The organism is Prevotella sp. oral taxon 299 str. F0039 (genome assembly GCF_000163055.2).
GTDB lineage: Bacteria > Bacteroidota > Bacteroidia > Bacteroidales > Bacteroidaceae > Prevotella.
In genome coordinates this window covers 836,750-852,378 of record NC_022111.1, presented here as the reverse complement: position 1 = coordinate 852,378, position 15,629 = coordinate 836,750, and the positions used below count along the sequence as shown (strand labels likewise).

The window sequence follows — 15,629 nt, the reverse complement described above, 5'->3', positions numbered from 1 at the left end:
TTAAAATATTTTATTATGCTCTTCTTTCAAGTAAAACAACATTCTCAACGTGTGGAGTATGTGGAAACATATCAACAGGTTGCACAGCAGTTACCTTATAGTCTTTGTTGAAGTCTGCCAAATCTCTGGCCTGAGTAGCTGGATTACAACTAACATATACAATGCGGTTAGGGGCTGCAGATAAGATAGTTTGAATTACATCAGGGTGCATTCCTGCTCTTGGTGGGTCGGTAATGATCACCTCAGGGCGTCCATGCTCTTCGATAAACTCTTGAGATAAGATATCTTTCATGTCGCCAGCATAGAACAAAGTGTTGTTAATATTATTGATTTGACTATTTACTTTCGCATCTTTAATAGCCTCAGGGACATACTCTATACCAATGACTTTCTTAGCTTTAGGAGCAACGAAATTTGCAATTGTACCTGTTCCAGTATATAAATCATATACTAACTCATTGCCTGTGAGTCCTGCAAACTTACGGGTTACATCGTAAAGATGATAAGCTTGCTCGGTATTAGTTTGATAGAAGCTCTTTGGTCCCACCTTAAATTTAAGGTCTTCCATCAACTCATAGATATAATTATTGCCCTTATACACTTCCACAGTTAAGTCGCTAAACGTGTCGTTGCACTTCTGATTGTCTACGTATAACAATGAAGTTATTTGTGGAAAGTGGTTAGAAAGGTCTTCAAGAAGTGCTAATGCCTTTTCTTTATCATTGCTTTGGTCAAATCTAAACTGCACAAGTACCATCCATTCATTATTGTTAGAGTTTCTAACCATAATGCTTCTTAATAGTCCGTGTTGGTTTCTTAGATCGTAAAAAGAAATATTTTGCTTGATCGCATACTCATAGATGTGGTTCCTTATTTGGTTTTGTAGATCATCCATGAGTTGACATTGGGTGATAGGATATATTTTATCGAAGGCTCCAGTGATATGAAAACCAATAGCATTCATATTATCAAAGGTCTTCTTAGAGTCGATATCTTCTTGAGTTAACCATCTTTTGTTAGAACAACCGAACTCTAATTTATTGCGATATTGCATTGTTTGCACTGATCCTAGAATGTAATTGAACTCTGGAAGTTCGATTTTTCCAATACGAGAAAGTTGGTCGTATACTTGTTGATGCTTGGCTTTAAGCTGGTCTTCGTAAGGAAGTATTTGCCATTTGCATCCGCCACAAATACCAAAATGAGGACAAAAAGGCTCTTTTCTGTTATCGCTATATTGAATAAAGCGTACAACTCGACCTTCACAATAACTCTTTCTTTTCTTTGTTATCTGTACATCAACAACGTCTCCAGGTATTACGAATGGAATGAAAATAACCATATCGTCTACTCGTGCCAATGCTTTTCCTTCAGCAGCAACGTCTGTTATTGTGATATTCTCTAATAATGGTAATTGTTTTTTCTTTCTGCTCATGTGTTGATGTATAATTATCTTGAAGCATTAAACCCTTCAATAAAGGTATAATGGTTATTATTTATTCGATTACTAATGGCTCTTATCCATAGCTTATGGGTTGCTATGAAGATAAGTCCGCATATTGTTAATATTATTTCTGTTGTTGTTTCGGAAGCGTTTTTTTGAAGTGTTGTAATGAAAAGTGATGGAATGAAGAATAGAAAAATAGCAACAATAACTAACACGTAGTTAGTGTTCTTCCTGCCTCCTGTCGTATTTTTGTTGTTTAACTCAACTGTTTGCTTATTAAATAAGGTGAGAAGAAGTACAAAGAAATATTGAACTCCTATAGTAAAAAGGGCATATCCAATAATGAAAGTTACGCTGATATGATTCCACTTCGTTGCGATTAAGAGTATGGTTGTGGGAATCAGAAGCATTGTTGCATTTAAAATGTACTTTGCTCTCATATGCTGATAGATGAAATCTTTATAAAAGAAAATTGCACTAGAATAGTTTCCTTCATACGACATCGTAGCTGATAGGTTTCTGAAGCCTATTATAAGTATCGCATAACTGATATAAAAACATTGTTGAAAACCGTAAGCTGAGTCTTGAGGGAACACAGATAGTAGTGCAAAGACAATCGAAAGAATGATTGATCGGATGATTTTCTTTCGTGGATTCTCATTTCTTAGAACCTGAAAGAGTTCTAATTGTATGAAATGGTGCAGGGAAGTTCCTGATGAAAAGGCACTTGTTGAACCTATAAGTCTTGTCCTTTTATTGTTATCTTGTGTTAGTTGAGTCTCGAATATATAAAAATCCACCTTGCAATCTATCGCTATAAGTAGGCAAATGATAAGTACTTGTAAGAGAATAAAGCGGAGAGGGTGAGCAATAAATATGCTACCTGTTACTCCATAGAATTGAATGAATTGAATGATAATATTACTTTGGTTTGATAAACTTACAGAAAGTGCTCCTAAATAAAAACAAATGGGGAGGGCGAAAAATAGCCCATTGTGATTAAAAAGCGAATGGAATAGGTTATACCAGATGCTATTTAACACTACAAAAATATAGAAAGAAAGAAGGAAAAGAATAAGTGTTGTCACCCCATAAGTTGGAAGAATATTAATAAAACCATATGGAATGCCCAATGCAAAGAATATTTTATCGGTGAATTTAGATATTGATTGCAGAATAAAAGATAGTATAATATCCTTTCTTTTTAATGGACTTAGGAGATAGGGTCTTATCAAATGTGATGTAGATTGTCTCATAAAAAGTCGTCCAAGAAAGTCTATTAGTGAAAAAATAGGTAATAATCCAAAGAAAAACACCATCTCATTTACTTCTGTTATTTGCTTTTTTATAAACGATAAGCCGACAGAAAGTAAGCAAATATAGGCAAAGAGAAAGATAAAACCAAGGTAAATAAACCATTTAGCATATCTGTTTTCTTTGTAATCAATAGCTCTTTTAGATGCAGTTAACTTGTGATTACAAAGAATTCGATATGCTTTAAATAGTTCGTTTAATCTTTTATAAAGTTCTTTTGTCATTTAGTTGCTTGTTTACCAAATTGTATTTCAAAGAGAGAACCCCATAACGTAGACTCTCAAAGAAACTCAAAATAGGTTTGAAAGCTTATCTTAAATCGATTACTTCTGCTGTTGGAAAATCTTTAGAATTAAATGTAAATGCCTTATCTGCAATGTTTCTAGCTTGGAAATTACTAATAGAAATGGTTGTCCATGTGCTATTTTGCATGAATTTTACAGCAGAAGGAACATACGAATGTTTGTTGATTGTGATGTAAAGTTCTTTTAAAGTATGGGCAGCATCAGTTGCTTTTAGATGCACTTTATAGTCTGTTTTTGTTGCAGTATAATCTAATTTATATCCTTTCTTATATAAATGGATAAATGCATAAGGGTTCATTGAAGCCTGCTTTGCTGCATTTGGCTTAGTGATGTTCACTTCATTGTTATTCTTTAGATAAGTCCATTGAGTTGTTCCGTCATACCAAATGGTTGCTTGTGTTGTGGAAGCACAGAACTTATTTTTCTTTATTGAGATGTTTCCACTTATACTAATGCCCGCAGTTGATGATACCTTAAAGTTCGCATGCACGCCATTTGGAGCAGCAACAACAACTGAAGTTTTGTCTAAGATCTCACGAGCTTTCTTCTCCTTTTGTGCATAAGTCTTTCCTAAAGTAAAGAAAGCGAGTGAAAAGACCATGATAAGTGTTTTTAGATTGTATATCTTTTTCATATTAGTAATAATTTATGATCGTATTTTTGCCAATAAAATATTCAAAGAATTCTCATCAGTAATAAGTACATCTCTTGGCTTACTACCTTGCGCTTCGCCCACAATTCCAGCTGCTTGTAATTGATCCATGAGCCTACCTGCTCTGTTATAGCCAATAGAGAAGCGTCTTTGGATCATACTTGTAGAGCCTTGTTGTGATATAACAATAGCATGTGCAGCCTCTTCAAAGAAGGGGTCTAGATTTTGAATGTCACCACTTCCATTTCCAACACCACCCACTTGTGCTTCTGTTTTGGGCTCTGGAAGCTCTAAAGGAACCTGTGGTCCAGGTTGTTCAGCTATATATTTATTTATAACTTCAATCTCAGGAGTATCAACAAATGCACATTGTACACGTACTGGTTGATTTCCGTCGAGTATAAGCATATCACCTCTACCAATTAATTGGTTTGCACCCGCTTGATCAAGAATCGTTCTTGAGTCGGTCATAGAACTTACTTTGAAAGCCATTCTACCTGGAAAATTGGCTTTAATACTACCTGTAATGATGTTAGCTGTTGGTCTTTGAGTCGCAATAATCATGTGAATACCAACCGCACGAGCCAACTGTGCAATACGAGTAATTGGTAATTCTATCTCTTTTCCTGCTGTCATTATCAAGTCACCATACTCGTCTATAATCACAACAACATAAGGCATATATTCGTGTCCCTTAGTTAAATCGAGTTGATGATTAACAAATTTCTGATTATACTCTTTGATATTACGAGCTCCAGCAATCTTAAGAAGGTCGTATCTTGCGTCCATTAAGGTTGTTAAGCTGTTCAAAGTATTCACAACTTTAGTTACATCTGTAATGATAGGTTCATCTTCATTGCCTGCAACTGTTGCCATAAAGTGGTCTGCAATAGGTGCATATACACTAAATTCAACCTTCTTTGGGTCTACAAGAACAATTTTTAATTCATTTGGGTGCTTTTTATATAGGAGCGAAGTGATGATGGTATTCAAACCAACAGATTTACCTTGACCTGTTGCACCCGCAACTAATAGGTGAGGAATCTTCGCTAAGTCTACCATATACACCTCGTTAGTAATGGTCTTTCCGATAGCAAGTGGAAGGTCCATTGTTGTTTCTTGGAACTTCTTTGAATTTAAAATACTTTCCATCGAAACGATGTTAGCCTTCTTATTCGGCACTTCAATACCAATAGTTCCTTTTCCTGGAATTGGTGCAATGATACGAATTCCAAGAGCAGAAAGACTTAATGCAATGTCGTCTTCAAGGTTTCTGATTTTTGAAATACGAACACCTTCTGCAGGAGTAATTTCATACAGTGTGATAGTTGGACCCACAGTAGCTTTGATTTCTCTGATTGCTACGCCGAAACTGTTAAGCACTTCAACAATTCTTGCATTGTTTGCTTTAATCTCGTCCATATCAACTTGAGGCTTACCATCATTATCGTATTTCTTAAGTAGGTTCAAGGTTGGATATTTATAGCGTGTGAAAGGTTCCTTTGGGTTGATAGGAGTCTTCATAATCTCTTCAATAGTAAGTTTTGAGCCCTTAGCCTCTTCAGTTTTAGAAGCCACCTCAACAGTTAAAATATCTTCTTGTTCAACTGGTTCTGGCATTTCTTTTTTAGTAGGCGTAGGGACAAGTTCAGGAGAAAGCATAACCGTTTCGGCTGTTTCTTCCTCTCTTATTTCCTCCTGAATAGGCTCTTCTATCACAGGTTCAACAATAGGTTCTGTTTTTACTTGTTCTGCAACCTTCTCCTCAGGTTCATTGTTTGTAACAGTGAAACGAATCCTATCTGTTAAGAACTTCACTGGATTAAGAAGCTTTCTAATGATGTTGATTGTTTCAGAAGTAAGGTATGTAAGAAAAGCAATAGCAGTAATGAGCAATAAAGCGATAAGACCTGGAGTGCCAATTACATTTTCTATGTGCTGAACACAAAACAAGCCATGTCCTCCACCTGGGTTAAATACCTGGTCATCCATCACAGGTGTTAAGAACTTTGACAAGGTAATAGAACTCCAAATCATAGTGAGAGAACTGCCAAAGAACCATTTCCATAGGCTAATTCTATACACTTTCATCATTTTAAGTCCTATAAGTATAAAGAAAAAAGGAATGATGAAAGCTGCTAGACCAAACTCTTTAGTGATAAAGTAATAAGATAATATAGCTCCAAAGCTTCGACATCTATTTTGAAACAAATCGTCGTTGTTGAGCCATTCCCCTGGTCTTAAGTCTTCTAAGATGCTTTGATCGGCTTTACCAGTATAAAAATACGATACAAAAGCGATTAGTAAAACAATAGAGAAAACAACAAAAAAAGACCTATAATAAAGTCAACCTTTTCATTGTTGACAATGTTTTGAAGACCTATTGCTTCGCTTATGTTTTGTGGTTTCTTATCAACCTTTTTCTTTGCCATCTTTCTTTACTTTAATTTTAACTGCAAAAATAGTGTAAAAAACTAAGAAATGACCATTTTATCGCAAGTTTTTTCTATTTTTGCAAAATCTTATTGGTATCGTAAAATAATGAAAAAAGTAATATATAATAAAATAGATAAACGCATACTTTCAACGTTACCTCCAGTTAATTTCACAGGAAAGATAATTGTTATTCAAGGTGAACAAGAGGCAGAAAGGGCGGTTGAATATTTAATGCAGCAAGAAATCCTAGGTGTAGACACAGAAACCCGACCTTCATTTAGTAAGGGGATTACACATAAAGTTTCACTTCTTCAAGTTGCTTCGCATGATGTTTGTTTCTTATTTCGCCTTAATATGATAGGTTTACCCAATTGTTTGATAAGATTATTAGAGAACAATTATATTCCTATGATTGGTCTTTCGTGGAACGATGACTTGCTAGCACTACGTAAACGTAAAGAATTTAAGCCCGGACATTTTATTGATTTACAGAAAATTGTAGGAGCAATAGGCATTGAAGACTTAAGTTTACAAAAGCTCTATGCCAATGTTTTTGGTGAAAAAATAAGCAAACGACAACGTTTATCGAACTGGGATCATGAAGTTTTAAATGATAAACAAAAGACTTATGCAGCCATTGATGCATGGGCTTGCATCCAACTTTATGAAGAAATTGCACGACTTATTACAACAAATGATTATCATTTTGAAATGATTGTCGAATCTGCTTCAATATAGAAATATTAAAATTAGATTTCAAATTTCTTTTATCTTAAACTTTATTATTGACTTTTCTTATTTTCGTTTTTCAATACATAGTTTGCTATAAGTGCAGAATTTGCACCAAGATGTGTCTTGAGTAGCGGTGAATGGAATTTCACTATTAAAGATTTCACCAAGTACTCCTTGAAGATTTGCCATAAAATCTATTTGATATAACTTGATATCATATATAGGTTCATTCTTCAATTCTAAGTGAATTTTGTTTGTTTCAGAGCCTATATTTTGAATATACACAAGGCATGGACTCACAGGAAGTTGTTCTTTATTCAGTTCAATATTATCTCTTACAACATTAGAATAGAGCATTGTTTGTAGATAATAGTCTGCTTTTGTCTCGTGAATCTTTGTTCTATTAAACACATCTTCAACGTCTTTGGGGTGCTTTAAACTTGGTCTACCTGTCTTATAGTCGATAACTCTTATCATTCTTCCTTCACTTTCGTGACGTACTTCGTCCAGTCTATCAATGAAACCCTTGATTGTTAAACTTCTCTTTTCGTTGTTACTAATGAACGAAATTTCTGAATTAATGCGTAACTCAAGTCCCTTTATGGTGATAGGAGCAGATGCTTCGTCTTGTTGGAGCATTTTTATTAGGTAGTTAATAATGCTCTCTCGGTTAACAAGTTGTAAACCATTGTACTTAGGACGATATTTTGAAGAAGTTGTTTTAAATACTAGTTCGCTGAAAGCTTCATCTACACACTGTTCAATAGTCGCTCTACTTTTACGTATCTTTTCAATACTTTCTTTTGAAACGACATTATTTTTGTCCATTATCTTTTTATAAATTAGCTCGGCAGACCTGTGATAAACATTTCCATAAGTTCTGTTATCTAAGGCTCCTTCTTGCTCAATCTCAGGCTCTCTAATCCCTAATATCTTACTATAATAGAACTTAAATGGGCATTTTAGATACTCGTTGATAGCCGAAGGTGATATCTTTTCAATGCCATTGAGAATGTTCATAATCTCTTTTGACTTTGAAATACATTTGTTTTGAGTTGGTTCTAGATATTGATTGGTGAGCAATGCTTGTCTTTTTATAGAGTGCTTGCTCTCTACCATGAGTTGAATCATAAAGCGACTCATCTCAGAATTCTGTCCAAATGCAGTTGCATTGTTATACGAAATTGTGATGTCTTGAGGTCTTTGTATCAGTCTATAGAAATAATAAGCAAAGATAGCTATCTTGTGGTCGATAATTGTTAGGTTGTATGCTTTGCGTATTGAATAGGGAATGAATGATGAGTCGTGAAGAGACTTGGGCATATTTCCTTCGTTGCACGATATCATAAGGATGTGTTTGAAATCGAGATTACGAGTTTCGAGTACTCCCATTATCTGTATTCCTTCGATTGGTTCACCATGGAAAGGAATGGTTGTAGATTGAATAAATTGGTCTATTACGCCCTTTAAAGTAACAAGGTCTACAATTAAGTCGTTGCTTTTAATAAGCGAACTTACTCTGTTGAGTAATGTAAACATTCTAAATACCGATTCTTTAAGTAATGGATCATCTGCTTCTTTGGTATTATTGCCAATGAGTTCCACTATGTCTATAATCCAATCGACAAGTGATGCAAAATGGGTTTCGTGTATATTGGCAGGAGATGAGAATACCTTTGTAAGGCAATCGTCTATCTGAAGCTCTTTAGAAGTAGGGTAGTAGTTACGCTTTTCGTGCAGACTTACATACAACTCCTTATTCTTTTCAGATATATAATGGCAATAAGGGTGATTAAGAATCTCATCAACATATTTCAAACGGAATCGATCTTCGTTATTAATCCTACCTATTAGTTGTAGTGTTATGAGGCTTTTTACAAGCGAACTGATATGAGTTTGTTGTAGAGGAAAGCCCATCGTGATGTTCACTTTGTCAACTTCTTCGGGTAAACAGTGTAGCACTGTGGGCAATAAAGTTTCGTCGCACAGAACAATAACGGTATCTTTTCCTGCCTTTATTCTATCGTTCTGTTGTAGCCAATCTGCAATATTGCGAGCTTGTATATTATTAGTTGTGGCAGAAATGTATGTTATGTCTTTTTCTTTCTTAAAGCAATTGTATATCGAATCATTGCTATTGTCAAGCTCATTGGGGTATATTGCTAAGTATTGTTTGATGTAATAGCCAGCTTCTTGTTGGTTATTTATGGTGTAATACTTATCGAAGTCCCAATAAAACTTAGCTTTTCCTTCTTTCTTTATAATGTTAAACAACTCTTGCTCTACCTTTTGTAGGAGGTTAAAGCCTACAAATAAGTAGTGTTTATGAGGCAAATCAAGATTTTTCTGCTCAATAACCTCCCTATAAATAGCCCCTTCATAGCTAATACCTTGCTGTTTTAAGCGAGCATTAAAGTTGTTATAAATATCCTCAAGTTTACTCCATAGATTCAAAAAACGTTGCTTAAGCTCAGAATTATGGTTGTCTTTAAAGTTGATAAAGAATTTCTTTATAATTTCTTTTTGCTGTTCAGACAAGTAAGAAATATCATCTAATTCATGTAGATTTTGTATGTTTGCAAACACTTTAGATGCTTCTGCCATGTTTTTATCAACGTCATCAAAGTCTGAAAGCAATAATTGTCCCCAGTTAAAGAAATGATCTAAGGTTTCATCTAAGCCCGTACATTCAGTAAAAGAACGATGAAGATCGCACACAAGTTTAATCTGATCGCCTACAACTAAATCGGTATTGCGATAGAAAAGATCACTAATTGTTAGATACGAAGGGCTCCATAGTGGTTTATTAGCAATGCGTGCAAGGTATTCATTCATAAATAATGCTGCACGTTTGTTGGGGAACACAATGGCAATATCAGCCAAATTGGTTCCATATTTTGCTATAATATCTTTTGCAACTGCTTCTAAAAAGTTCATCATTTCACCTCCTTTATATTATTAGAGTATACAAACCACAAATAACCTTTAATCTTTTTATAACCCATTTCCTTTAGAAGAGTCATATAATTCTCTATCTGTTGGATGTAAATATCTTTGGGAGAGCCAAATTTAAAGTCGATAACAATCATCTGATCTCCATCGTATATCACCCTGTCGGGACGTCTTTTAATAACCGAATTGGTTGTAGGATCAACGCTAAGGATAGCACATTCGTTAAAAACTGTCCATTTGTCGCTAAACCATTCCTCTACAATTGGGTTCTCAAAGCGTTTATATATAAGGTTTTGTAAATTCTCTTTGTTTATCTTTTTGTTATCAATTACGCCTTCATAGTCCAATTTTTCTATGGCTGCAGCAATGTCTTCTTTCTTCTTTATCTGTGAGAATATTTTGTGAAGAACTTGTCCTAGCTCTATATATTGCTGTTGTTTAGATTTGGTTTCTTCGCCTTTTAGATACTCATTACTCTTATTACTCTGTAAGAAAGATGCCTTTTCCGCATAGTTCTTTATATCTATTTGATGCGGAATAATAGGGGTTTTAAAGATATTCATCGACTTTTCGTCCTCTTTTTGAACCGCTTCAACCTCTAATTTGCCATATTCGAACTTGAAATAGCAATCTTCTTTGTCTAATTCGTCAATAATAGTGCAGTTTGGTAATTGATCTTTTATATTTATCATTGCAGCTTGTATAGAACTAGCACGATATAAAATGCTTTGATTTGCACATGATATTACAAACAAACTATCGCATGCTCGAGTGAAAGCAACATACAACATATTGAGGTTATCCACAATTGTTTGCGAGTATTCTTCTATATATTGCGACTCAAAGATGGTGTTCATCATTTTGCTTCTTGAGTTATATATTGGCAGAATTGGTATCAGTGAGAATGGAGCTTCAGGTGTTTTGAAAAGCATTGTCGCATCTTGTTTAAGCTTCCAGTCGCAGAATGGCATGATAACATGCTTGTATTCCAGACCCTTACACCTGTGGATTGTGATGAGCGTAATACCATCTAGTTGCTCAGTTGATATGGTTGTGTTATACAAATCGTCTTCCCATTGATTTAAGAATAATGGTAAGTTAGAGCCATTGTCTGTGATAAACTCATTCACTTTGTCGTAGAATGTGCAAACATAGCTTGTTTGTTCCTTCAACGTATCTAATGAAAAAGCATTAAATATGGTTTCTATCAAATTCAATAAGGCAAGTTCTCTAAGTTCATCTATGTTGATATAGAATGACTTAGGTAATAGATTTTCAAGACTATCTCTATTCTCTACCATTAAAGAATCGATATCTTTGGTTTGCAAAACCTCTGTTTGATAGGTTTGAACCAATTCAGCTAAGGCCAGTTTATCATCGTTATTCACTAAGAATTTTAATGCTTTTATAATGATATTCACTGCACTTGATGAGTGAATCTTAAATGCTTCTGACGAAACAAAGTGCAAATGAGGCATTTCATTCATTAAATAATTAGCTATTTCTTGTAGCTTGTCGTTCTTACGATGAATGATAGCAATGTCTTTTGGCTGTGCACCTTTATCTAAAAGGTCTTGAATAATGGCTTTAGTTTGTGGGAGGGTCTCCTCTTCATATACTTCCTTCTTAAGGAATTCTATTTGCACATAGCCTTTATTAGGCTTGTTTTTAGGAACTAATTGCGCCACGTCATCATAAGCACTTTGTAGCTGTTGTTCTTCTTTTTCAGATATCTCATGTAATATTCCAGCCTCAGTTTTTACCAAAGAGTAAAAGAAAGCATTGTTAAAAGTGATGATGTTTCTACTAGAACGATAATTTGTTGTAAGGTTTTTTATATCTAAAACCTCTTCAGAATGATTGAATTCTTGGTCGATATTGTTAAGCAATTTCCAGTCACCATTTCTCCATCTGTAAATACTTTGTTTAACATCTCCAACGATAAGGTTACTACTTTCGGCATGACTCAAGCACTCATTAAGGAGTATTTTGAAGTTTTTCCATTGAGTAGTACTTGTATCTTGAAACTCATCTATCATGATATGTTCAAGTCGAGTGCCTATTTTTTCGAACAAAAAGGGCGAGTCTGACTCCTCAATCATAGAGTTTAAGAGTATTTGAGTGTCGCTTAACAAGAACTGATTGTTTTCGTTATTGATTTCATGTACTTTTTTTTCGATGTTACTAAGCAATCGAAGTTTATTGAGATGTTGCAGTGTTAGAGTGACAGAAAGAATGGTTTTGGTAAGTGGAACACGCATACTTTCAACGCCATTCAATAGTGGCATGAAGCGTTGTTCAACTAAACTGCGTAGGTAAGGCTTCTTTTCTTCACCGCCTTTACTAATCCATGCGTCTGAACTTGTTAAGCCGTTTAATGCTGTTTTCGTAGGGAAATTAGTCTTAGTGTACTCTTGTTTTTGTAAAGTTAGGAAGTAACTAGGTACTCCTCTTGCCCCATTTTTGAAGTCACTGATATCTAATCCAGATTCATTTAGAATATCAAAGAAAGCCGTAACGCTTTTATCTAGTTTTTCAATAGCCTCTTTTTTTGCTTTTATAAGTGTGTTCTTGAATTCCTTAACCTTGTTTTCGTCTTCTAAAAAACTAGACAATTGTTTTTCATTTTGTTTGTATAAGTCAGAAAAGATATTCTTTCCAAACGATTTAAGCTCTGATATAACATTCCAAGCCTTGTTCTCTTCTTGGTTTTCTTCAAGTAAATCAAGCACCCATTTTAATACTTTATTCTTAGGATCTAGCTCTTCTATCAATCTATCTACAGCCCTTTCTTTCAGTTGTTCATCGTTAAGAGTCACACGAAGTTTTGCCGTTAAATCTAATTCACGGGCTAAGTTGTTTAAAACACCTTGAAAAAAGGTGTCAATTGTTTGTATTTGAAAATACGAATAGTTGTGAATGAGGTAGCCCAAAGCTAACGAAGAACGTTGTCTAATCTGTTCTTCTGAAAGCTCAGTATCTTTCTTTATTATTTCTAAATAAGCGTTAGAGTCGGGGAGAAGACGTGAAAGTCCATATAATTGACTTAGTATTCGCATCTTCATTTCTTCTGTTGCTTTGTTCGTAAAGGTTACTGCTAGGATTTGTTTATACGACAAAGGATCCTTAATTAACAACTTGATATATTCTATTGTCAATGTAAATGTTTTACCAGAACCCGCACTTGCCTTGTAAACTGTTAAGGGAGCATTCATAGTTGTATTTGTCTAGATGTTTTAAAAACATTACAAACTTACATAAAATCATTGAGAAAAGAGCCGAAAGACAATTCCTTTTATTTCAAAAACTATCTTTGTGTGAGCTTTTCTCTAGCATATTTATTGGTAGAATGATTCTGCTTAATATTTAAGTCAAATGTGAGTAAGAAGTAAAAGCATAGATTTTAATGTGTAATAGCATTGCTTTTGCATCATAATAACAATGTTTTTACAAGCAAATAGCATAGCTTTTAAAAACAAGTTTATTATACTTCTTTTAGAAAGTTCTATAATTAGAAACGTAAATGTCTAATTGTTGAGTATATTATGTTTCCTTTTTATATGTAAGTCTAATAAATATTTCATTCTATATTTGTTTTGATAATAATATGAATAAACTTTTGTTTTATGAGACTTGTATCTAATGAAGTGATTAAACTCTCAAGTTATAGTCGTTCATTCCTTTTATGTGTGGCATTATTTCTTTGTTATTAAAAAATAAGAAAATACCTTTTAAATTTGATTATGTAGAGAGTTGTCTTGTGAAAAATAAATAATTAGAATGAAAATGAAATATATTTCTTATCTTTGTAACGAAATTAAAACAAGTAATATCTATAAATAAATGGTAAGTGTTACATTATTGATCGTAGTAGTTTTTGTGCTTGGCTATCTTTGTATAGCTTTAGAAGGATTCACAAAAATAAATAAAGCGGCTATAGCTTTGTTGATGTTTGTTGGTTGTTGGACCTTGTTTATGACTAATCCAGGAGAATATATTACAGGATTAACATCTGAAACAGTCGCTTCGAGTATTGCAGGAATAATTGATCATCATCTCGGTGGAACTGCAGAAACATTGTTCTTTCTTATGGGAGCAATGACAATTGTAGAGGTTGTAGATAAGAATGGAGGATTTAATTTTGTGAGAGATATCCTTCAGACGCGTGGAAAAAAAACTCTTTTATGGCGTATTGTATTTATAACATTCTTCCTTTCTGCTATTCTCGATAATTTAACAACGAGTATAGTAATGATCATGATTCTTCGAAAACTTGTACCAGATCATAAAGATCGTATGATATATGCATCATTAGTTATTGTTGCTGCAAATTCAGGAGGTGCTTTTTCGCCAATTGGAGATGTAACAACGATTATGCTTTGGAATAAAGGTGTTATTACTGCTGCTGGTGTAATGGAAGAAATTTTAATTCCTTCTTTAGCCTCAATGATTATACCTACACTTCTACTTCAACGTTCTTTGACAGGAGAACTTGCCCTTGTAGATACTAATATGGCTACAGATTATGAGGTTTTAGATTTTTCTAAAACTCAAAGAAAAATTATATTTGTTCTTGGAGTCGGAGGATTAATGTTTGTTCCAATATTTAAATCCATCACACATTTGCCTCCTTTTGTGGGAATATTATTAGTTTTAGGAGTTCTTTGGACTGCAACTGAGATGTTCTATCGTGCCGAGCATGGTGATAATGAAGGATTACAGAATAGAGTTGCTAATCTAATTGCTCATATAGATATGGCTACAATCTTGTTCTTCTTAGGAATTTTGATGGCTGTAGCATGTTTAGAAGAGATTAAAGTATTGGAAAATCTTGGAGTTTGGCTTAATGAAGTGTCGGAAGGTAACCATTTTATTGTAACAGGAATTATAGGAATTTTATCAAGTATAGTTGATAATGTACCTTTAGTTGCTGGCTGTATGGGTATGTATACTGTGGCTCCTACAGGTGATATGGCTGTAGATGGAATCTTTTGGCAACTTTTAGCGTATTGTGCAGGAGTCGGTGGCTCTATACTTATCATAGGAAGTGCAGCTGGAGTTGTTGTTATGGGACTCGAAAAAATCACTTTTGGCTGGTACTTGAAGCGTGTTGCTGGTCCAACTCTTATTGGTTATTTAATAGGAATATTTTGCTATTGGATTATAAAAATGCATGTATAAAATAACAATCCAACCTGCTATAAGAGAACAAGCGGAATCTATTGCACAGTTAATCATGACTGCAATGACAGATGAGTGTTGTCTGTTTTTTATTGGAGAGAATCAAACTCTTGATGATTTTAAACAAGCAATGATTTGTTTGGTGAATGATGAACAATCGCAATATAGCTATACAAACACTCTAGTTGCTGTGCATAATAACGATGTTGTTGGAATATGCTTGTCGTATGATGGTAAAGATTTACGTTTTTTGCGTTCTAAATTTATTGAAATAGCAAAGGTACGATTTAACAGAGACTTTGCAGATATGAACGATGAAACGCAAGAAGGAGAGTTATATGTTGATAGTTTAGCTGTAAAAAAATCATTTAGAGAAAAAGGGATTGCTCAAAAATTACTTAAAGCAACAATAGAAAAAGCCCGTAATCTCCATATTAATCATGTAGGATTATTAGTTGATTGTAATAATCCTTTAGCTGAAAAGCTCTATTCAAAAGTAGGTTTCCAATATGTTAATGATTCTAGTTGGGGGGGGCATTCAATGAAACATTTGCAATATCATATAGAAAGCGAAAAATAGATAGAATGTTCTTTCAATGCAATAGACATT

10 protein-coding genes are annotated in these 15,629 nt (G+C 34.1%); 3 read left to right on the top strand and 7 right to left on the bottom strand.

Translation table 11 applies throughout. The annotated features are described in order from the left end of the window. Positions 1-13 precede the first annotated feature (13 nt). The 5 genes from rlmD to HMPREF0669_RS10580 all read right to left on the bottom strand — a co-directional run bounded on the left by rlmD (position 14) and on the right by HMPREF0669_RS10580 (position 6,150). On the bottom strand, positions 14-1,435 hold the full coding sequence (rlmD, locus tag HMPREF0669_RS06460) for a 23S rRNA (uracil(1939)-C(5))-methyltransferase RlmD (protein ID WP_009227718.1): 1,422 nt from the start codon (positions 1,433-1,435) through the stop codon (positions 14-16). A gap of 14 nt (positions 1,436-1,449) precedes the next feature. Next, entirely contained in the window at positions 1,450-2,985 is a 1,536-nt protein-coding gene (locus tag HMPREF0669_RS06455) for a DUF5687 family protein (protein WP_009227717.1), read from the bottom strand. Positions 2,986-3,070: 85 nt separating this feature from the next. Beyond that, positions 3,071-3,700: a LolA-like putative outer membrane lipoprotein chaperone gene (locus tag HMPREF0669_RS06450; RefSeq protein WP_009227716.1), complete on the bottom strand. Its 630-nt coding sequence runs from the start codon at positions 3,698-3,700 to the stop codon at positions 3,071-3,073. A 12-nt stretch (positions 3,701-3,712) separates the two neighbouring features. After that, positions 3,713-6,019: a DNA translocase FtsK gene (locus tag HMPREF0669_RS06445; protein ID WP_369808433.1), complete on the bottom strand. Its 2,307-nt coding sequence runs from the start codon at positions 6,017-6,019 to the stop codon at positions 3,713-3,715. Further along, positions 6,019-6,150, bottom strand: coding sequence for a hypothetical protein (locus HMPREF0669_RS10580; RefSeq protein WP_009227714.1), 132 nt, complete (start codon positions 6,148-6,150; stop codon positions 6,019-6,021). The genes HMPREF0669_RS06445 and HMPREF0669_RS10580 overlap by 1 nt, the downstream gene beginning before the upstream one ends. Before the next feature lie 109 nt (positions 6,151-6,259). On the opposite strand from HMPREF0669_RS10580, the gene HMPREF0669_RS06440 reads away from it, so the two are divergent. Further along, positions 6,260-6,892, top strand: a complete 633-nt coding sequence (locus HMPREF0669_RS06440) for a 3'-5' exonuclease (RefSeq protein WP_009227713.1) — start codon at positions 6,260-6,262, stop codon at positions 6,890-6,892. Between the two features lie 57 nt (positions 6,893-6,949). On the opposite strand, the gene HMPREF0669_RS06435 is transcribed toward HMPREF0669_RS06440, so the two are convergent. Together HMPREF0669_RS06435 and HMPREF0669_RS06430 are read right to left on the bottom strand one after the other, a co-directional pair. Beyond that, positions 6,950-9,826, bottom strand: a complete 2,877-nt coding sequence (locus HMPREF0669_RS06435) for a PD-(D/E)XK nuclease family protein (protein ID WP_009227712.1) — start codon at positions 9,824-9,826, stop codon at positions 6,950-6,952. Then, positions 9,823-13,053, bottom strand: coding sequence for an exodeoxyribonuclease V subunit beta (locus HMPREF0669_RS06430; RefSeq protein ID WP_009227711.1), 3,231 nt, complete (start codon positions 13,051-13,053; stop codon positions 9,823-9,825). Before HMPREF0669_RS06430 ends, HMPREF0669_RS06435 begins: the two co-directional genes overlap by 4 nt. 628 nt (positions 13,054-13,681) lie before the next feature. On the opposite strand from HMPREF0669_RS06430, the gene nhaD reads away from it, so the two are divergent. Both nhaD and HMPREF0669_RS06420 read left to right on the top strand, forming a co-directional pair. Then, complete coding sequence (nhaD, locus tag HMPREF0669_RS06425; protein ID WP_009227710.1) at positions 13,682-15,019, top strand: sodium:proton antiporter NhaD; 1,338 nt, start codon at positions 13,682-13,684, stop codon at positions 15,017-15,019. Further along, on the top strand, positions 15,012-15,599 hold the full coding sequence (locus HMPREF0669_RS06420) for a GNAT family N-acetyltransferase (protein ID WP_009227709.1): 588 nt from the start codon (positions 15,012-15,014) through the stop codon (positions 15,597-15,599). Before nhaD ends, HMPREF0669_RS06420 begins: the two co-directional genes overlap by 8 nt. The last annotated feature ends 30 nt before the right edge of the window (positions 15,600-15,629 follow it).